Source organism: Phyllobacterium sp., assembly GCF_037994405.1.
Lineage (GTDB): Bacteria > Pseudomonadota > Alphaproteobacteria > Rhizobiales > Rhizobiaceae > Phyllobacterium.
Genome location: NZ_JBBNAN010000289.1, coordinates 1 through 20,452 on the forward strand (window position 1 = coordinate 1; position 20,452 = coordinate 20,452).

At 56.7% G+C, this 20,452-nt stretch carries 17 protein-coding genes; 7 read left to right on the forward strand and 10 right to left on the reverse strand.

The genetic code is table 11. From position 1 onward, the window contains the following. Positions 1-71 precede the first annotated feature (71 nt). From AAAC48_RS15785 to AAAC48_RS15815, 7 genes are all read right to left on the reverse strand, one after another. A complete protein-coding gene (locus AAAC48_RS15785; RefSeq protein WP_340655086.1) occupies positions 72-1,127 on the reverse strand; it encodes a sugar phosphate isomerase/epimerase in 1,056 nt (351 codons plus the stop codon). A gap of 27 nt (positions 1,128-1,154) precedes the next feature. Beyond that, positions 1,155-2,171 (reverse strand): LacI family DNA-binding transcriptional regulator, encoded by a 1,017-nt coding sequence (locus AAAC48_RS15790; protein WP_340655102.1) that lies wholly within the window; start codon positions 2,169-2,171, stop codon positions 1,155-1,157. 100 nt (positions 2,172-2,271) lie between these two features. Then, the gene (locus AAAC48_RS15795) at positions 2,272-3,150 is read right to left on the reverse strand and encodes a hypothetical protein (protein ID WP_340655087.1); all 879 of its coding nucleotides are present in this window, start codon (positions 3,148-3,150) and stop codon (positions 2,272-2,274) included. A gap of 36 nt (positions 3,151-3,186) precedes the next feature. Further along, on the reverse strand, positions 3,187-3,573 hold the full coding sequence (locus tag AAAC48_RS15800) for a hypothetical protein (protein WP_340655088.1): 387 nt from the start codon (positions 3,571-3,573) through the stop codon (positions 3,187-3,189). Positions 3,574-3,600: 27 nt separating this feature from the next. Next, complete coding sequence (locus AAAC48_RS15805; RefSeq protein ID WP_340655089.1) at positions 3,601-5,670, reverse strand: SUMF1/EgtB/PvdO family nonheme iron enzyme; 2,070 nt, start codon at positions 5,668-5,670, stop codon at positions 3,601-3,603. An 874-nt stretch (positions 5,671-6,544) separates the two neighbouring features. Further along, complete coding sequence (locus AAAC48_RS15810; RefSeq protein ID WP_340655090.1) at positions 6,545-9,685, reverse strand: efflux RND transporter permease subunit; 3,141 nt, start codon at positions 9,683-9,685, stop codon at positions 6,545-6,547. Next, a complete protein-coding gene (locus AAAC48_RS15815) occupies positions 9,682-10,926 on the reverse strand; it encodes an efflux RND transporter periplasmic adaptor subunit (protein WP_340655091.1) in 1,245 nt (414 codons plus the stop codon). Before AAAC48_RS15815 ends, AAAC48_RS15810 begins: the two co-directional genes overlap by 4 nt. A gap of 349 nt (positions 10,927-11,275) precedes the next feature. On the opposite strand from AAAC48_RS15815, the gene AAAC48_RS15820 reads away from it, so the two are divergent. From AAAC48_RS15820 to AAAC48_RS15845, 6 genes are all read left to right on the forward strand, one after another. Next, positions 11,276-12,364, forward strand: a complete 1,089-nt coding sequence (locus AAAC48_RS15820) for an ABC transporter ATP-binding protein (protein ID WP_340655092.1) — start codon at positions 11,276-11,278, stop codon at positions 12,362-12,364. 74 nt (positions 12,365-12,438) lie between these two features. After that, complete coding sequence (locus AAAC48_RS15825; protein ID WP_340655093.1) at positions 12,439-13,575, forward strand: extracellular solute-binding protein; 1,137 nt, start codon at positions 12,439-12,441, stop codon at positions 13,573-13,575. A 61-nt stretch (positions 13,576-13,636) separates the two neighbouring features. After that, positions 13,637-14,458 carry an ABC transporter permease subunit gene (locus AAAC48_RS15830; protein WP_340655094.1) on the forward strand — a complete coding sequence of 274 codons (822 nt, stop codon included), beginning with the start codon at positions 13,637-13,639 and terminating at the stop codon, positions 14,456-14,458. Beyond that, positions 14,455-15,267 (forward strand): ABC transporter permease subunit, encoded by an 813-nt coding sequence (locus AAAC48_RS15835; RefSeq protein WP_340655095.1) that lies wholly within the window; start codon positions 14,455-14,457, stop codon positions 15,265-15,267. Before AAAC48_RS15830 ends, AAAC48_RS15835 begins: the two co-directional genes overlap by 4 nt. Before the next feature lie 4 nt (positions 15,268-15,271). Then, positions 15,272-16,318, forward strand: a complete 1,047-nt coding sequence (locus AAAC48_RS15840) for a LacI family DNA-binding transcriptional regulator (RefSeq protein ID WP_340655096.1) — start codon at positions 15,272-15,274, stop codon at positions 16,316-16,318. A gap of 25 nt (positions 16,319-16,343) precedes the next feature. Continuing rightward, on the forward strand, positions 16,344-17,117 hold the full coding sequence (locus tag AAAC48_RS15845; protein WP_340655097.1) for a phosphodiesterase: 774 nt from the start codon (positions 16,344-16,346) through the stop codon (positions 17,115-17,117). Here the strand turns inward: AAAC48_RS15845 and AAAC48_RS15850 are convergent. From AAAC48_RS15850 to AAAC48_RS15860, 3 genes are all read right to left on the reverse strand, one after another. After that, positions 17,108-17,557 (reverse strand): helix-turn-helix domain-containing protein, encoded by a 450-nt coding sequence (locus tag AAAC48_RS15850; RefSeq protein ID WP_340655098.1) that lies wholly within the window; start codon positions 17,555-17,557, stop codon positions 17,108-17,110. The genes AAAC48_RS15845 and AAAC48_RS15850 overlap by 10 nt on opposite strands. 174 nt (positions 17,558-17,731) lie before the next feature. Beyond that, complete coding sequence (locus AAAC48_RS15855; RefSeq protein ID WP_340655099.1) at positions 17,732-18,943, reverse strand: RHE_PE00001 family protein; 1,212 nt, start codon at positions 18,941-18,943, stop codon at positions 17,732-17,734. Between the two features lie 138 nt (positions 18,944-19,081). Next, positions 19,082-19,738 carry a L,D-transpeptidase gene (locus AAAC48_RS15860; protein WP_340655100.1) on the reverse strand — a complete coding sequence of 219 codons (657 nt, stop codon included), beginning with the start codon at positions 19,736-19,738 and terminating at the stop codon, positions 19,082-19,084. 487 nt (positions 19,739-20,225) lie between these two features. Here AAAC48_RS15860 and AAAC48_RS15865 point away from each other — a divergent pair, with 487 nt between their 5' ends. After that, positions 20,226-20,402, forward strand: coding sequence for a DUF6429 family protein (locus tag AAAC48_RS15865; RefSeq protein WP_340655101.1), 177 nt, complete (start codon positions 20,226-20,228; stop codon positions 20,400-20,402). Positions 20,403-20,452 lie beyond the last annotated feature (50 nt).

Genomic DNA, 20,452 nt, shown 5'->3' on the forward strand with positions numbered 1-20,452 from the left:
ACCATGCCGATACGGATACGCCGGGTCGCGGGTTTTTCCCTGGATGCTCCAATTGCCATTCTTCTACCCTCTTAACTCAAACCAAGAATACGGCGATTGGCCGCGTCGTCAGTGCCGGCACCGGCAAAATCATCGAAGGCCCGCTCGGTGACACGGATCAGATGTGCATTGATGAATTCGGCGCCTTCGCGGGCTCCGTCTTCCGGATGCTTCAGGGCGCATTCCCATTCAAGTACCGCCCAGCCATCAAAATCATAGGCGGTCAGCTTGGAGAAGACGGCGCCGAAATCCACCTGGCCGTCGCCAAGCGAGCGGAAGCGTCCGGCGCGGTTGACCCAGGACTGGAAGCCACCATAGACACCCTGCCGCCCGGTTGGATTGAACTCCGCATCCTTGACGTGGAAGGCTTTGATGCGCTCGTGGTAGATGTCGATGTAATCGAGATAGTCCAGCTGCTGCAGCACGAAATGCGATGGGTCATAGAGCAGATTGGCCCGCGGATGATTGTTCACCCGCTCCAGAAACATTTCGTAGCTGATGCCGTCATGCAGATCTTCACACGGATGGATTTCATAGGCGGCATCGACACCCTGCCCATCGAGGTAGTTGAGGATCGGCGTCCAGCGCTTGGCGAGTTCGTCAAATGCGGCTTCGACAAGTCCGGCAGGACGCTGTGGAAACGGATAGATGAATGGCCAGGCAAGCGCGCCGGAAAAGGTCGGCATTGATTTCAGGCCGAGATGTCTCGAGGCGCGCGCGGCACGCTGGAGCTGATCCACTGCCCATTCCTGCCGTGCCTTGGGATTGCCATGCACTTCCGGCGCGGCAAAGCCGTCCATCATTTCGTCATAGGCCGGATGAACCGCGACAAGCTGGCCCTGGAGATGCGTTGAAAGTTCGGTGATCGTCAGCCCATGCGCGGCTGCGACACCGGCGAGTTCGTCGCAATAGTCCTTTGAATCGGAAGCCTTCTTCAAATCGATGAGACGGCCATCCCAGGCCGGGATCTGGATGCCCTTGTAGCCAAGCCCGGCTGCCCATTTGCAGATTGCGTCGAAGGAATTGAATGGTGCCGCATCGCCCGCGAACTGCGCGAGAAAAATGGCTGGTCCCTTGATCGTCTTCATAAGTCTCCTCCTTCAAAGTGTCTGCCGTCAGGGCATGTTGTCCCTGAGAAAGATGTCGATGCGGATGTGTTCCTGCCCGGGGACGATCGGCCGCCCTTCGCGCAGGGCGGTCAGAATGCGCGCGGTGCTGCGCGCCATGTGACCGGCATCCTGGTTGATGAGCGCGTCGATCGTGCCGCGCACGAGATGACGGCGGGTTGAGGCCGTCAGTTCATGGGCGACGAAAATCACATCGGATACGCGCCCCGTTGCTTCCAGCGCTGCGATGACGCCCGCCTGCCCGCCGCCCGCATTGTAGATGGCGACAAGGTCAGGATGATCCTGCAACAGCGAGCGGCTGACGGCCTCGACCCGTGCGTTCTCATCGCGCGCCTCGCGCACCGGCAGGACCTCAAGATTGGGATACTCGCGTGAGAGGATCTGTTCGAAGCCGAATTGGCGCTCGATATGGTCGCGCAGTGCGAGCGAACCGGCGATCATGCCGACCTTGCCCTTGCGCAGACCGACGAAGCGGCCGATCAAAGAGGCGGCGGTGCGGCCGGCGGCAAAATTGTCGATGCCGACATAATGCGCCCGGCGCGAATTTGGCACATCCGAAACAAGGGTCAGGACGATGACGCCTGCATCGGCGAGTGCGTTGATTGCCTCGGTGACGGCTGGGTGATCGAGGGCAACAACCGCGACGCCGTCAATACCCGACGGCAGCTTTTCCAGCGCAGCGGCAAGCGCGATGCCGTCGAACGTATCAACATGCTGGATCGAGAGCCGCACGCGCTCCTGCAATTGCCGTTCGCGCGTTGCGCGGAACTCGGCGGCAAGGTTCTGCATGAACTCGTTTTCGCCGGTCGGCAGAATGATGCGGAAATCATAGTCGCGGCCGCGGGCGAGACGCGACGCGTGCGGATCGGGCAGAAACCCAAGCTGTTTGATGGCCGCATTGACGCGTTCGATGGTGCGCGCATGCACACCCATCCTCCCGTTCACGACACGATCAACCGTTGCGAGACTGACACCGGCTTCTCGGGCGACGTCTTCGAGCGTCATTTTAACCACGAGAAATTTCCTCCGACCAAAGTATTAGATCAGGAAAATGAGGTGTGCAACTCTTTTTGAGTGGTTTTGATGGGAAATTCGAGATTGCCTCTCACACAGGCTTCTCGCCTGCAGCGCGGATGTTCAAGGCCTTGCCGAGGGTATCAAACCAGAACTGTGCCCCAAGTGATGTAGCAAGCGCCGTTAACGTCCAGCCAGCGATTGCCGTCAGCCAGGCGAAGAGCAGGTCGTGTTGCTCTTGGCCGGAAGCTGCCGGATTGCCAAACAGGCGATGGACCTGCGAATTTGTCCAGCCTACGGGCAGCGCACTGTCCACCTCTGAAAGCAGCGTGCCGATATCGTTTGGCGGGCCCGCATTTGCGGGCGCGGCTCCTCCCGCTGTGGTTGCCTCGGTCGAAAAACCACGGGCCTGATCGACGATCGCGGCCCGGAGAACCGGCTGGGTCCATAGCTGGTGCGCCGCCTCCAGCGTATTGGCATTAAGCCCTATCGCCAGCAACATTCCTATCGCCAGCAGGACCAGCTGCACGTTGCGCTTGTACCAGCCGCCGAAGCGGTCCATTGCATTGTCGAACCAGACTTCAAGGTCTGACCGCAATCTGTCTACATCACCCGCTGCGTCGCGAATGAACGGCGCAAGGGGTCCCCGGATGGAGTCCGTATTGGCGGAAATGCTGCCCTGTTCGGCAAGAATATCGATCAGCGCCCTGGAGAATGTTTCAGGTGGTATGTAGCTGGGTAATTTTCCTGGCAGCGACAGGCCGCTCACGCGGGGATTGGCGTAGATACGTTTGGCCAAGCCGGTCATGTTCGGATCATCGAGCATGGCCTTGATGCTCGCCCTCAGATGCCGGCCGCGCCAGCTTGTCACGTTGGCGATGAGTTCTTGCATGACGCTACAGATCAGGGCCAGCAACAGATAGAGGAAGACCAATCCGATACCGAGATCGAGTACTGTCGAGCCCCACATAGCCGCATTCCTCCCATTCGCTCGTAAATTCTCGACTTAGCTTTTCGCGGCTTCTGCTGGTTTCAATGTCACTGTCTGGTTGCGCTTGAACTGGAGCTTGACCCCGCCATGGCCGGCAACCTTGGCGCCTGTGCCGATAATGCTGATCCCGCCTTCGGAGTTGATGTCGACAGAAAGCTCGATCTCTTCGAGTTGCAAATTACCCATCGCCCGCGCCTGATCAAAGACATGATCCACAACGGCGAGCAGACTTGCCATTTGATCGCGCAAGTCATCGGCACTGACTGCAATCCGCCGCACAATTGCCGAGGTGGCGCGAGCCCCAAAACCGCCTCCAATATCCTCTCCTGCGCGTGCGCCATCCAAACCGATATCAGCCGCATCGCTCGTCAAGATCCATACCTGCTTGTTTTGTTCGCTCATCGCCTCGTCCCTCCGGTTTCACTGAACTCAAAGCTCGCATACAACCCTCAATCCGATGCGCCCCTGCCATCCCACCAGATCCGCGCGAATGGGCTCACGATAGGCTGAACGGCAGATGGCCGGATTGTGCGACCAGGAACCACCGCGGAGCACATGGAGGTCCTGCGGACCACTTCCGTTCGGTTCACCATCTGCCATCGCGTCCATGTAACTTGGCTGCCACGTGTCCAGGCAGTGCTCCCAGACGTTACCGTGCATTTCATGAAGCCCAAATCGGTTGGGTGGAAACGTCCGGACTGGCACGGTCTTGCCGGCAAATGTGCCGAGAGGCCCCAGATCATAGTTCCCACTTGCATAGGACGTGCCGCTGTAGGAAAGGCTGGCAATATCCTTGCCATTGTTCATCCCGCACACGGCTCCTCCCGTACCGCAATAATTGGCGAGTTGCGGCGTAAGGGTCGGGCCATAGTGGAATGGGGTCGAGGTCTGGGCCCGGCAGGCATATTCCCACTCGGCCTCGCTCGGCATCCGATAGGTGCGCCGGCTCAATTGCGACAGCCGGCTACAGAATTCGGTAGCGTGTTCCCAACTAATCGTTTCAACGGGCAAGTCATCCCCTTCAAAGAAGGAAGGGTTGAAAGGTAGATCAAGAAAGACCTTATCGGGCACGGCCATCAGGACCGCCCGCCATTGTGCCTGGGTTAGGGCCGTGCGGCCCATGGCAAAGGACCGGATGTTCACCGGGTGCTGCGGGCCCTCGCTTGGGCGCCGCTGCGGTTCATTGCCGGGTGAGCCCATCAGGAACTGGCCTGACGGTATGACAGCAAGATCCAGTCCAACTTGGGATGTAAGCGGCTCGGTGAAGAATTCACCCGTCCGGGATTGCCAATTACCGAGTTCGCCAGCGCTGCTAACCGTCACCGTCTTGAATTGTTCGGTCCGGATCGTGGGGAATGGCGGTTTCCGTGTGATATACCACGCGCCTGCCGCTGTTCCGAGGGCAACACCGCCGGCTCCCAAAAGCAACAACTGCCGGCGGGTCACGGATGGAGCCGCACGCGTTGTAGTGACCGGAACGGAGTCGCCTGTTGGCTGCGCTTTCAATGGATCACTGATCAGCCTGCTTGCGACAGCAGGCACAACGATTTCGCTAGCGGACTGGCCGGATGGTGCGGCCTGACTGGCGCGGGCAATTTTCAGCGCGACACGTTTGATGGCCTCGTGTGCCTGGGAATCCGTGGGTGATACTGCATTGACCCGCCACCACAGCTGTTCCGCCAGCGCCAGGTCGTCTTCTGCTTCGGCGTTCAGCGCGTCCAGTTTGATCGGCTCAAGATCTTCAGGCAGGGCCATCTCCGGCAGAAGGATCAGATGGCGTTTGGCAATGGGTTCGACAAATGTATAGGGGGTCTGCCTCGGTCGCCTGTATTGGGTGCAGATCTCCGGAACCCGGTAACGCAAATAATCATCGAGCCGCTCGACAGTGGCGCAGTTATGCTTGCCCTGGAGTCGGAGTGCTTCAAGGAGACCGTACGTAAATGCACCGTGTTTCAGTTCTCCGATCTCATAAGATCGTTCTGCGGGGCTGCAGGAGCAAAGGGTTACAACCCCCTGTTGCGGCTCGAGCCCGATACCCTGGCCATCTCGAGCACCTTCGTTGCGACAGGCGTCGAGCAGAAGAATGACATTGTCTGCGCCGCTTCTCCGCAAGCGCTCGCAAATATGACTGACGGGGATCGCGGTCTGTTCGATATTTCCAGGATCAGCATCGCTGGGCAGAAGGAAGTCCTGATTGCCTTCCCGTCTGCCGTGGCCTGCAAAGAAGAACCAGAAATTGTCGCTTGGCTTGAGGAACGGCTCATCGAACCGAACCCGTAGAAATCGCATCAGACTTCCGAAAGTCGGGGCCGCACTGATCGGCACGGCCGAATTGCCAATAATTGGGGGCGCATTCTCGGCGAAATGATAGACCGCCTGAAAACCTGTCTCGCTCTTGAAGAAATCGCGCAATGCTTCTGCATCCTGCTCGGCAAATTCAAGCGGCTGCAAGTTCACATAATTGTTAATGCCAACACAAATAGCCCAGTTTTCGCTCATGCATACTTCACCTTCGAAGAAAATTCGGGTTATGCGATGATCGTCATCTACTTTAACTCTTAGTGATTATATACGAATTGGATATTTTAAGCTATATTATTTAGCATTGTATTACTTGCGTGCCAATAATAGGAGGCTGCGATGCTGCTTCTTAGTCGAAGAAGTTTTATTTTATTTGGAAGTATAGTCCTTGTATCTGTTCGTTCTCACAAGAGCGCGTACGCTTCAGCTGAACCCTACGCTGCGCCCGGCGGCTCTGCGCTGCAAGAAGCGGTACTGCTCGCACAAGATACCGGCGGCATGAGTGGCGGCGATCCTGGCGGCGGAATGGGATCCGGGAGCGACACCGGCGGCGGCATGGGTGGCAGCAGCGGATCTGGTTCGAGCTCCAACGGAAGCACAAGCTCTGGCATGGGCGGATCCGGCTCGGGCGGAGGCATGAACGGCGGAAGTGGCACGGGTTCCGGAAATACGCGAGGGTCGCGTAACGACAGACGCGATCGGTATGAATGGCCGACGACCAGAAACAGTGGAAAGAAAAAGCGCCAAAATCTTCTGTGTCTGCTGCAAGGGACTTGTTAGGAGCACGGGACAAGTTCCAAGTGGCTGAACACGGAACATCGAGCCAGCAATTCTGGTGAGCCGTTCAGGTGGATATGAAGTTGCTGCCCCCATCGCACAATTCTTCGCACTGTATCCGCTTGTCTTGGCGTAAATTCCACCGCCGGGACGCTTTGTGCTTACACAATTGCCTGTTGTGCTGATGATACAGCATCATTGCCGTTTTCCATATTGTGAAGTTCTACCAACTGCGGGGTAACCCGCAATGCGTAGGCCCCTGCCCTGTCGCAGCGCGGGTTTGAGCGCAGTCAATTCATTCCGCCGCGCGCCGCAATTCGACCGGCGCTTCGGGGGCGCTCAGCCGTTCGTGCTTACCGCGCAAGCGATTGCCGATCTTGCCCAAAATGCGCGACAGGTCTTCCATATAAAGGAAGATGACCGGTGTGATGAACAGCGTGAGAATCTGGGAGACCACGAGTCCCCCGACCACCGCCACACCCAATGGCTGGCGAAGCTCGGAACTGGCACCCGCGCCGACGGCGATCGGGATCGTGCCCATCAGCGCCGCGAGCGTCGTCATCATGATGGGCCTGAACCGCACGAGACACGCTTCGCGGATGGCTTCAAAGGAAGTCTCGCCTGCGCGTTGTCGGGCAAGCGCAAAGTCGATCATCATGATCGCATTCTTCTTCACAATCCCGATGAGCATCAGGATACCGATAATCGCGATAACGCTGAGGTCGTAGCCAAACAACTCCAGCGTTGCGAGTGCGCCCGCCGCGGCTGGAGGCAAGCCGGTCAGGATCGTTAGCGGGTGGACAAAACTCTCGTAAAGAATGCCGAGCACAATATAGATCGTGAGGATGGCTGCACCGACCAGCAGTCCCTGATTGGCGAGCGACTGCTGGAATACCTGGGCCGTACCGGTGAAGCTCGACGTGATTGTGTTCGGAATATTGAGATCTGTCTTCAGCGCATCGAGCTTCTGTACGGCCTGTCCGAGGGGGACGCCTTGCGGCAGGTTGAATGAGATCGTGACCGCAGGGAGCTGACCGAGCTGATTGACCGCCAACAGGCCGGTCTTGCGCTCCACATGGGCAAAGGCTGAAAGCGGTATCAGCTTGCCAGTCGTCGTAGATCTTATCTGCATCTGGTCGAGCTTGTCGGCCGTCCACGGGATCGACGGATCAAGTTCGAGAATGACCTCATAGCTGTCGCCTGTCGAGAATATGGTGGATGCCTGGTTGGTGCCGAAGGCATAATAGAGCGTGTTGCGAAGTTGATCAGAATTGATGCCAAGGAGCTCAGCCTTGTCCTGATCGATGACGAGATTGGCCTGGAGCGCATTGTTTTGCAGGTTGCTCGATACATCGACAAAGGTGGTCCGGTCCTGCTGCATCGCAAGCATCATTTTCTGCGACCAGGGATAGAGATCAGCTGAACTGACACTTTGCAGGACGTATTGGTATTGCGCATTGGAAGAGACACCACCGATCCGCAGGTTCTGTATAGCAATCGGATAGCTGGTGATCCCAGGGACTTTTGCCAGGGTCTGGCGAAGATCCCTCAAAAGGGTTTCCAGATCCGCGCGTTGTGCCTTCGGCTTCAATTCGACGAAGAAACGTCCCTGGTTGAGACTGAAAGAACCAAAACCGCCACCGACGGTGGAGACGACGTGCGCGACGTAGGGCCGGCTGGAAATGGCATCCGCAACCTGCTTTTGCAGCGCTACCATGGCGTCAAATGAGATATCCTGCCGCGCCTCGGTCGAAATCGACAATTGCCCGATATCTTCGGTCGGCAGGAACCCCTTGTTGATGGTCGTAAACAGAAAGGCGGTCACTACGACTGTGAGCAGAAACACGACTAGGATAACGGGCCGGAAGCGCAGGCAAAGATCGAGGATCCGGCCGTAAACAGCCTGAACCGCATCGAAGACACGTTCTGTGATTGGCTTCTTTGCAACTTCACCGTGTGTTTCACCACGCAAATGACTGCAAAGCATGGGCGTCAGCGTCAGCGATATGAACGCCGAGGCAACGATAGCAACCGTCACCACGACGGCGAACTCATTAAAGATGCGCCCGACAACGCCGCCCATAAGCAGGATGGGTATGAATACGGCAACAAGCGAGGTGGTGATCGATATGATCGTAAAGCCAATTTCTTCACTGCCCTTCAACGCTGCCTCGTACGGTGCCATGCCGTCTTCAATATGACGCGTTATGTTTTCCAGCATGACAATCGCATCATCGACCACCAGCCCTACCGAAAGCGTGAGACCGAGGAGCGAGATATTGTCGATTGAAAAGCCGAGCACATACATGGCACCCAGCGTCGCGATTAGTGAAAGCGGTACCGCAACGATCGGTATCATCGTGGCAGAAAGCCTGCGCAGAAAAACGAAGATCACCAGGATCACCAAGCCAATGGTGAGAAAGAGGGTGAACTCGACATCCGAAACCGCTTGCCGTATCGAGGCTGAGCGGTCATTCAGCAGGTGAATGGCCGCAGACGGGCCGAGGTCTTTTTCGAACTGGGGCAATATGGCCTTCACGTGGTCGACGACGTCCACCGTATTGGCGCCTGGCTGGCGAAACACGCCCAGGACGAGCGAGGGCTTGCCGTCATATCTGCTTTCCGTCTGCGTGGTGGCGACGGAATCGATGACCCGCGCAACATCCCCTAGGCGTACCAGCTTGCCATTCGATGATTTGACGATGATCTGACGGAACGTATCGGCGTTTTGTGCCTGCGTATCAGCCTCGATCGCCATTTGTTGCGTCGGGCTTGATATCGTCCCTACAGGTGCAATCGAATTGTTGTTTGCAACCGCAGTCGTCAGCTCATCCAGACCTATCCCGCGGGCCGTCGCGGCATTCGGGTCGACTTCGACGCGCACGGCATATTGCTTTGTACCGAACACCTGGACTTCACCAACGCCATCAATGGTCGAAAACGCTGGTGACAAGACGTTCTCGGCATAATCATCAAGCTTTGACAGCTGCATCGTATCGCTTTGCAGCGCGACAAGAATGACGGGCGCATCGGCCGGATTGGTTTTCCGATAGCTTGGCGGAGTCGTCATGTTCGCCGGCAGTCGCCGCAAGGTGCTGGCGATCGCCGCCTGAACGTCGGCGGCCGCCTGGTCGATATTGCGATTGAGATCAAATTCGAGGGTGATCTGTGTCGAGCCGAGGGTACTGGTCGAACTGATGGTGGAAATTGCCTGAATCGTCGAAAACTGCTTGATAAGCGGCGTCGCTACGGCATTGGCCATGGTATCTGGGGCGGCGCCTGGAAGCTTGGCCGAAACCGTTATGATCGGGAAGTCGACAGTCGGCAAGGCAGCAACGGGCAGAAACCGATAGGCAAAAATGCCGGCTGCCGCGAGGGCAACGGAAAGGAGAATTGTTGCGATTGGGCGCCGAATGAAGACCGATGAAATGTTCATTTGACGGTTCCGGTTTCATTTGCCGCCTGTTGGGTCGGCGAAGCCGTGGAGGATGCAAGATCCGCCCGCGGGCTTGTCTGTACTGGAGCGCCGTCCTGCAAATGGAGCTGTCCGTCGACAACCACCTGATCTCCCGGCAAAACGCCTGAAGCCACGACCGCCGTATCGCCAACCGTATCGGTGAGTGTGACCATTTGCTTGGCAACTGTCTTGTCCGGGTGAACGACGAAGACAAAGGATCCGTCATTCCCTTGCTGGACGGCCACAAGCGGTACGGTCGTTGCATTCTTGTGAACACTGAGCTCAAGGACTGCAGTCACATATTGGCCTGGCCACAGCGCGCCATCCGCATTGGCAATATCGGCCTTGAGCACGACCGTGCCCGAACCGGTATCGACGCTTGAATCGATGAAATTCAACGTGCCTGTCGCGATCGTATCACTGCTGTCGGGGAGCTTGATTGCAACACTCGTCGGTTGTTGCGCCACGGCAGCCCGAACCGCGGGAAGATCGCGCTCAGCCAGCGTGAAAGCGACACGCAGCGGTGCCATCCGCGTTATCGTGAGAAGGCCATTGCCGGTGTCAGCGCTGCGGACCAGATTGCCTACCGACGTGTTGATCACGCCGACGCGACCGTCGATCGGCGCGGTAATTGTCGTATAGGATAGCTGAACCTGGTCGGCCTCGATCTGTGCCTTGTCCATGCCAATCGATGCTTCGAGCACCTTCGCAACTGCTTCGGCCTGGTAGACTTGCTGGTTGGTATCAACGCCGCGCTTTAGGAGATCCTGGGCCCCGGCCAGATCCTGGTTGGCTGCCACCAGGCTGGCTTGATCCTTGGCAAGCTGTGCCTGATCCTTGCCGATCATCGCCCGGATGGCCCTGTCATCGAGACGGAAGAGGACGTCCCCTGTCTTGACCATCTGGCCGTCAGTGACCTGAGTAGCGACGACAACACCGTCGATCTGCGGCTTCACAGCCACCGTATCGATCGGCTCCATTGTGCCGACGACTGTTTTGGTAACAGGAACATCTTCCGATTTTGCCGCGGCAACCACCACGGATGCAGCGCCAGCACCTTTACGACTATTTCCTGCCTTTGCCGCAGAGCCGGCCTCGGCAGAGGTGGAAGCTGCTCCAGCAACAGGTGAGGACGCACGATGAAATACTTCGGGATAGACGAGGAACAGGCCGATGCCGACAAGAGCAATTACAACGATCAGGAGACCGATACGCTTCATGACATTTCTCGTCCTCAGGGGTGCACCGAATACCTCAGCACTAATCGCTCCACGGCCCATTACAAATTATACTTTTGTAATGATTTGAGGCTGAATTGCCGTGCGCCCTGCGTCTCCTATAGGCGCCAATTGGGTTTTTCACAGGGCACCGAGGACAGATCAACTGCACGTCACACAAATGTTACAGCTTCTCGCCCCAGGCGGGAATCAAAGCTGCGCGTTTGAGCGAATAAGGAGCCTCCCTCTTTGGCTGTTCAAATGCCGTTGAAAATTTTTCGCTTGTCACGCCGCTGTTATAAACAGACAGTACAAAGAAAAAATTGCGCAGCTGTGCAATCAGGGGTGAAACATGGTTATGCAGGCTTTCCTCAAGGTAGAGAAGTTGCGCGTCGGCTATGGGACGACAACAGTTCTCGACAATCTTGACCTCGGGATTGAAAAAGGTGAATTCGTCGCCCTTCTTGGCTCTTCCGGTTGTGGCAAGACGACATTGCTGCGAACGATTGCCGGCTTTGCCAAGCCCTTTGCAGGTTCAATACACGTTGCCGATCGCGAGGTGACGCAATTGCCACCAGACAAACGTGGCATGGCACTGGTCTTCCAATCCTATGCGCTGTGGCCGCACCTGACGGTTGCCCAGAACATCGGTTACGGGCTGAAACTGCAGAAGCGCTCTCGCGGCGAGATCGACGCCAGGGTTGCCGAGATGCAAACACTTCTTGGCCTTTCCGGTCTTGGCAATCGCAAGCCGGGACAGCTGTCTGGCGGCCAACGCCAGCGTGTTGCGCTTGGCAGGGCTTTGGCGATCGATCCGGAAATTCTGCTTCTCGACGAGCCACTTTCCAATCTCGACGCACGCATCCGGCTGACCGTGCGCCATGAAATCCGTTCGCTGCAAAAGCGCCTCGGCATCACGGCGATCCACGTTACACATGACCGCGAGGAAGCGATGGTGATGGCGGATCGGATCGTCATCATGAATGCCGGCCGTATCGAACAGCAGGGCTCGCCCGAAGAGGTTTATAACAAGCCCGCCTCGCCTTTCGTCGCCGCATTCATGGGCGCGGAAAATCTACTTTCGATGCGAGCACGGGTCACAGGCGAACAGGTCGAAATCATGGAAGGCGCATTCAATCCTTCCACGCTGACGGCCCGCCATGGACGAAGCTTGGAGAGCGGGCCAGTCGAGCTGCGTTTTCGTGCGGAAGCTGCGCGCCTTGCAAGTCACGGTGACGGCGGAGCGCCTGAACCGGGAGCGCTCGAACTGCACGGACAGGTTACGAGTGTCAGCTATCCGGGTGGCCATTGGCGCCACGCCGTGCGCCTCGGGGCAGACGAGGTCCTTGTCGATGCCGATACGCCGTTTGATCAGGGCGAAGCCGTGAAGGTGCGCATACCGGCGCAATCGCTGTTTATCTTCAATACGCCTGCGCATTGAGAAATTGGCAGACAATGAACCGGCTGCCATCCAAAAGACTGCCACTTATCCATGTTTGCTCAAGGGAGTTATCAATGAAAGCGCTACTACAGACTTCCCTCATCCTCGCACTGGCGGCAACGCCCGCCGCCGCGGCTGACTTGACGGTTTTGACAGCAGGCGACCAAAACATGGTCGACTATGTCAATGACTATCTCGGTCCTCTTTTCGAGAAGGAAAATCCAGGCACCAAAGTGCGCGTGATTGGAACTGGTCCTGGTGATGCCGGATCGCAGAAAATCGTTGAACGCTTTGATGCGCAAGCCAAGGCCAATGTCGACAAATGGGACGCGGACGTCGCTGTTGTCCATGAGAAGTTCGCCGGGCCGATGGTCAAGGAAGGTTATCTCGAGTCCTACCGTTCGAAGATCCCGTCCGGTGAAATGGTTACCACTGAAAAAGCCAGGATGGCACTCGGCGCCAACGTCGATGGCTATGTCATGCCGATGTTCTCCAGCCAGACGGCGATCGCTTACAATCCTTCGCTCGTCCCCAATCCGCCTAAGAGCTATGAGGAACTTGTTGCCTGGGCGAAGCAGAACCCCAAACAGTTCGGCTATAACGGTATTAAGGGGGGCGCCTCGGGTGTCAGTTTTGTTATGGGCTGGATCTATGCCTTTGGCGACGGTGATGCCAACAAGCTGATGAAGGGCCCCTTCGAGGAAGCAGAAACGAAGAAGTGGGACAAGGCTTTTGCCGGTCTGAAAGATTTCACCACCAATGCTACCCTCACGCCGGGAAATGCCGGAACACTCGATATGCTGAGCCGCGGCGAGATCGCCATGGGTCCGGTCTGGGTCGACATGTTCTATTCCTGGCAGGCCGATGGCAAGCTCCCGCCTGAAATGAAGCTTTTCCTGCCAGCACCGGGCATGCCGGGCCAGCCGATGCACTATGTCATTCCGGCCAAGAGCCCGAACACAGAATTGGCGGAGAAGTTCGTGGCCTTGGCCACTAGCCCGAAGGTCCAGGCGGAGGGCATCGTCAAGCGATTCAACTGGTATCCCGGTATCGATGCGAAGTACGTGCAGCCGCAGCTCGACAAGGCAAGCTGGGACAAGCTCTTCGTCGATATCTCGCCGAACGATCTGGCCACGAAGGCCAAGCCTTTCCCGATCGCGCCCTATAATTCCGCGATTCTCGAAGCCTATGAAAAAAATGTAGCCAACTAATCATTTACGGGAGATCGCCGGTCGGGCCCGGCGATCCCCCTCCCCTCCCCGGATCATCTCGATGCAGAAACGCCTTTTCGCCGTTCTCCTGGTTCTACCGGCACTGGTTATGATCGTGCTGTTTTTCATCGTGCCGCTTTTTGCGTCCATTGTGGGTGCATTCGAGGTTGGCGACACGCTGGGCTTCGGCAATTTCAGCAAGTCGTTCGAGCTCTATTTGAACGACATGATTTTTACGCTGGTGATCGTGGCTGTTTCGACCACGCTCATTTGTTTCTTTGCGATTGCGATCGGTGGCTATCTGACCCTCGGCGAGAATCCGCGCGCCGTCGCGCTGCTACGCTGGCTCTATCGCTGGCCGATGTTCATCCCGTTCATCGTCGTCGGCCAGGTTCTGCGGACGTTTCTCGCCAAGAATGGACTGATGAACAATATCCTCGTCAGTCTGGGCATATTGACCCCACTGCAGACGGTCGGTTTTCTCGACTGGCGCGGTATCGTTATCGCCTTTGTCTGGAAGCAGACGCCTTTCGTGACCCTGCTCGTTGCCGGAGCCATGGCTTCGCTTGATCGCAGCACGATTGAAGCCGCACGCAATCTTGGCGCCTCGCGCTTGCGCATCCTGATTGAAATTGTGGTGCCGCAGATCGCCTCTACTCTGCTGGTGGGTTTGATTCTCTCCTTCGTCACGATGATGTCTGTTCTTTCCGTCCCGCTCATGATCAACGCGCAATCGCCGACCATGCTGACTGCCGACATCGCTTTCCGCATCAATGCCCACGGAGACTACGGCGTGGCCAATGCACTCGGCATGATTTCTCTGCTGCTGACGGCGGGCGTTGCTCTGATATATCTGCGCGAATCGATGAAGGAGCGCGCATGATGGCCCGTATCGATCTCTGGTGGCTGCCGCGCGCGCTCGTCCTCGGTCTTTTGGCGTTTGTTATTTTCGGGCCATTGACCAACCTCGTTCTGTGGACGGTCGCGGAGAAATGGTACTTCCCGCACATGCTGCCGCTGGAATATGGATTCAGCTTCTGGCAGCGGGTTTTTTCGCCGCGCGGCAACGCCATGGAATCGTTGCTGACGAGCATCGTTGTAGCCGTTCTTGCCGTCATCGCCTCGCTGGCGCTGGCGATCCCGGCCGGTTATGCGCTATCGCGATTGAAGCTGCCTTTCCGCGGCCTCATCCTCCTGGCATTTCTCATTCCGCAGGCGTTCCCCAACCTTCCGGTCTATGTGAACATTGCCCGGTTTTTCTATCAAATCGGCCTTAATGGGACGATTGCAGGCGTGGTCATGGTGCACGTCACCCACGGGCTGGTCTACGCAGTGTGGATTGCAACGGCAGCATTTTCAGCCGTCGATGTCGACCTTGAGGAAGCAGCGCGTTCCATCGGTGCAGGCCCGCTTCGCGCATTTCGCGATGTTACGCTTCCCCTCGCCGCGCCAGGGCTGATGGCGAGTGCAATCTTTGTGTTTCTTGAATCGCTTGATGAGTTCACAGGCACCTATTTCGTCGGTGCTCCAGATGTGACCACACTGCCGCTCTTGCTCTATACGGCGGGATCCGGCGGCAATTATCAGATCGCTTCTATCACGGCTCTGCTGTTGCTCGTGCCCTCCATAGGCTTCATGCTGGTTGTGGAGCGATTCTTACGCGCAGACGTACTATCCAAGGTCGGACATTAGAGAGATGGGATCCAAAAGTAAAAAGTCGTCGAAAGACGACAAGCAATATGTCAGCGCGCTGCAGGTTGCAAAACGTGCCGGCGTCTCGCGCTCGGCTGTGTCGCGGGCATTCACACCCGGTGCCAGCGTCTCGGCCAAAAAGCGGGAGAAGATCATGGAAGCTGCGGAAGCGCTCGGCTATCAGGTCAATGATCTGGCGCGTGGCCTTCTGGCGCGCAAGAGCCGTCTTGTCGGACTTGTGGTTTCCAATCCGGAGCTTGGCTATCGCTCACATCTCATGGCAGCCCTGACCAAGGCGCTTATCCACCGCGGCAGTGTTCCCATCGTTATCAATACCGGCAGTACTGAAGAGGAATTGGTGGCAGCGCAGAAGACGCTGTTCGGCTACCGCGCTGAAGCGACCATTATTCTGTCAGGCTCACCGCCCTCCTCTTTCGTCGACCTCGCACGCCGCAATGGCCAGCCGTTGATCGTGCTTGGACGCTCGGAGACGGGAGCTGATGACGTCAATGTCGATGATGAAGGCGCAGGCCGGGAGGCAGCGCGCTTTTTCCTGGGCAGGGGTGCGAAGCGGTTGGGGTTCGCCGGGGCGCTTTCGCGCACACCGACCACCGTTGAGCGCGAGTACGGCTTTCGCCACGAAGCCGAATCGCAGGGCGCCATTTGTATGATTGGAAATGGCAGTAATTCAAATTATGCCGGCGGTCAGGAAGCGGCACAGCAACTGTTCTCAGGTGCGCAATGGCCGCAAGCGGTGTTCTGCGTGAACGATCTGGTTGCCTTCGGTTTGATGGACTACGTCCGGCGCCATACAAAACTTTCGATCCCCGAGGATCTTTCCATCATCGGATTTGACGATATCCCCGAAGCGGCGTGGGATGCCTACAATCTGACGACCTTCAAACAGGATGCGTCCGTGATGGCCGCGCATGCGGTCGCATTGCTTGACCGCCGCGAGGCAGACCCAGATCATCCGCCAGTACATGAACGCTTGAACACGCCCCTCATTCAACGTGGGAGCACGCGCGTTCCTGCGGTGTTGTCTTCCTGACCAATCGCTTCGAGACGGACGGACCATGAAAATCATCCAGGTGACCGATCTGCATCTTGTAACTCCGGGCGAGACCTTGTGCGGACTTGACCCTTTGGCGCGGCTTCAGGCCTGCATCGCCGATATCAACCAGAATCATTCGGATGCGGAGCTGGTTATCTTTACCGGTGATCTCAGCGAAACGGGTGAGGACGTTACATACCGCGCTCTGGCGAATGAATTGGCCAAGCTTGTGCCGCCGTTTCGGCTGATGCTCGGCAACCATGATAATCGAATTGCATTCCTCAACGTCTTTGGCACAGCGCGTTCGGAGGATGGTTTCGTCCATGGCGTGGAAGATACCGCAGAGGGTCGCTTGGTCATGCTCGACACTCTTCTTCCGGGTAAGCCGGAGGGGCGTCTGGATGATGTACGTATGCATTGGCTACAGGCACGTCTGGAGGAAGCAAAGGATCGGCCGGTATTCCTCTTCTCGCACCACCCACCCTTTCCCATCCATATGCCGCTTCTGGACCGGATGGGCATTATCGAGGCGGATGCGCTTTACGCGCTATTGCAGCGTCATGGCAATGTACGCCATATTTTTGCGGGCCATGCGCATCGGCCGATTGCCGGCAGTTGGCGGGGTATTCCCGTCAGCGTCTTGCGTGGAACCAATCACCAGTCTGCTCTTGATTTCTCGCCCGACAGAATTGCGGTCACGCACGAGCCGCCTGCCTATGCGGTTATCTTTATCGACTGCAATGGCGTCATTGCTCATTTCCACGATTTTCTCGACCAGTCGGCGGCTTATCGCTGAGCAGGGTCCTGCCGTGCGCGGATATGTTCCGATGGCGTGTGCGAATAGGTTGCCCGGTAGAGCTTGCTGAAGCGTCCGGGGTTGGAGAAGTGTAGTTTTGCCGTCAGATGCCGTACCGACGTCGCCTGTCCGCAGAGGATCAAAGTGCGCGCGGTAGCGATACGAAAACTGGCGAGCATCTGATTCGGCGTAGCGTTGTGGTGTTTCCGGAAGAGCCTTTGCAGTGCGCGAATGTTGAGGCCGGTAGCGGTTGCGATATCGACGATAGTGATCGGGTTGTAGACGTTATCGCGAATGAACTCTTCGGCGATATCCAACTGGACATGAGGTGCCCTTACCGGTTTGCTGCGGTCCTGGAGCGGTGAGTTTCCGTCTTTGAGCGTAATGGCTGCGTCTGCATCAAAGTGCGAGTTGAAACGCGGCGATGTTTCGTCAGACATGAAAAGAGTCCTGATCAAGGGTGTGCATTGGTCTAAAACCAGAATGAAAGAATACAATTAGACGTAGAAGGGACAAAAAGTAAAACGCAGGATTGTATTATTGATTCCTGAGGAACCGAAAATGGCAATTGTGCTATCGGTGAACAGGTTGGCTTCGTGTTAGCGGATAGGAAATCAGACGATTCCCCAAGCGCGATAACGCCCCCTCCCCGTCATTTCGCGCACGCCAAGTTCCGCGATGAGATTGAGCGCTCCGCGCTGTGTGACTTTTAGCTCTTTGGAAATCAGGGCTGTCGATACCATGGGGCGCGACAAAATAAGATCGATCATACCCGGCAGGCTCGACGTCGAACGTCGATCCTTCAATTTTCGCTCCATTTGCATCCGTGCCAGACTCAACCGCTCGACTTCCTTCAAGTTTGTTACACTTGATACTTGTACCGCCTCCAGGAATGCGATCAGACGCGTTGTGCGGTCACGTGCCCGACGACGATCACGCGAAATGGTCCGCAATCCGGCATTGAAAGCAGCGAGGTGCGATTTCGTCTTGCCGCGTTCGCGCAACACCGCAGAAACCAGCATGGGTCCGAGCCAATGCTGGTGTTGTAGCGGTTCGATAGCTTCCCAGGCGTCCCAGGCGACCGCAGCCGCAAGAAGTGGCGGCAAGTCGCGCGTCTGATCGCAAGCGGAAAGCCATTGCTCGAGTCGCCTATCTTCATCCCAGTCCGGATCGTACACGAGTGGGTCACCGTCCGGAGTTACCGCGGTTGAATCTGATGCCGTTTCCCCCCGCCCCTTCCTGAGCTGGGCGCTTGATTCATTGTCACCGGCAGGATGCGCCAGCAACCGCTCCGAGCGGTCGAGCAAGGCGTCGAGCCGCGCCAACTCATCTTGGAAATCATTTTCGGCTTGCGATTTGGTCTCAATATCAATGTCGATCTCGGCTTCGATACTGGGGGTGTTTGCAATCGTCCTTATCAAAGCATCCGTGCCCGCGCGTCCTCGAAGGCTGGCAATACCTTTCGAACTGAGTGCCCAAGTCGGCGGATTGGTTGCTATCTGGCGGCGTGTCCGCAAAATGGCATGCGCTTTCGTCAGTTCGTGTGTTGGAGTGCGAATATCCATGCGCGCGTCGTGCAGTACGAGATCCTCGATGTGAACAAGTTCGCCGGCAAGCCATAATGCATTGCATGCTTCCATAAAGTGTGCCCGGGCAATCCAGCCCTCGTTTTCACGCAACAGACCGTCGCGCGACCGCCGGGCATTGGCTTGGCTAAAATCCCCCTTGCGCCCTAGACGATCATCTAGCCGTGCCAACGCATCTTCTGCCGCAACCACGGGCTGAAGTAAATTTTGAAGGGACAAATGACCAGAATCACAAACCATTGGAAATATGGTAGATGATTAGCGAAGCGGAAGATATACGGCACTTAACTTCCACTGGCCCGATAGGCACATCGGTGTGGCAATTACCAGAAGAATCACTTGGGATGCTGTTGGCGTACATTAGACGGATTGCAACGGTTAGCCAACCACTACCGTCGCCTTTCCGGACACGCGACTATAGAGATCGATGATATCTTGGTTGATCAGGCGCACACATCCCGATGACATGGACTGACCAATCGACCACCATTCCGGCGAGCCGTGTATACGGTAGCCGGTATCGATGCCATCCTTGAAGATATAGAGCGCACGAGCACCCAGCGGGTTCTGCGGGCCAGGTTCCATACCGTTTTCATATTTGGCCAGTTCAGGCTTGCGCTGGATCATTTCGCGTGGCGGCGTCCAGCGCGGCCATTCCTTTTTATATTGAATGTTGGCGCGGCCGCTCCATAAGAAACCAGCCTTGCCAATACCGACGCCGTAACGGATAGCGTCACCACCAGGCTGCACAAGATAAAGGAAACGCTCCTGCAGCCGTACGACAATTGTTCCGGGCTGTTCGCCGGTGGGATCGAGCACGATCTGTCGGCGGAATGGCGTCGGGATCTTTTGATAGGGAATGGCGGGGAGCGAATAAGGCCCTTCCTGAACCGCAGCATACATCACATCTGGAACGGTTACGGACTTGTCAATGCTAATCTGCGGGCGGATGCCGCTGGTGGGCATGGCATCAATATTCATTTCCGGCAGATCAAATGTTGTTTGCGTGCATCCGGAGACGCCTAGCACGGCCATGGATCCCGCTCCGAAAAGAAGGTGGCGGCGCGAAATTGCCGGAGCTTGCAATTCGTTCGGGAATGCCTGTTTACGCTTGGACAATTGAGGTACTCGCTTACAAAATGGCAATTGTTCAAACTCTATGGAATTGTGGTTTACAAAGGATGAATCAGGCGGGACGCATTTTAATGACTATCCTGCAAGTCCGCGGTTGACGGCTGTCAACCAAGTTTGATCACGCATGCCTTGTATGTCCCCTCACCCGGACATTCAGAATTTTCTTCGCAGGACCCGAAGCCAGTTTGTTGACAGCTGTCAACGAAGGCTCCGTGTTATAAGCCTCGCGGCAATCACAATAAGTGTGAAATTGGCCTAAGGTCGAATTCCCAAATGCGCGAACTCATATTAAGGTCCGACCGTTCTTGTGGTTCCTCAGCCCGTGTTGGTGATAAATCCCTGGACCTAGGGACTATCCGTACGCATCAGGTGAGGGCCACAGGATTTTTTGCATGACGAGCGTCGAGCCTGGAAAGGGTTTGACTGGGGCGTCATGGACCGTTTGCATCAGAAGGGCTTGATTGCAAATCCCGCAAACAAGTCGAAGTCTGTCGTTCTAAGCGATGAAGGTTTGCGACGGTCGGAAGAACTGTTCCGTGCTATGTTTACGCGGCCGACGCGATGATCGCAGTTTCCGGTTCCACTGCCACGGCAACGGGCTCTGCGAGTTTTGTG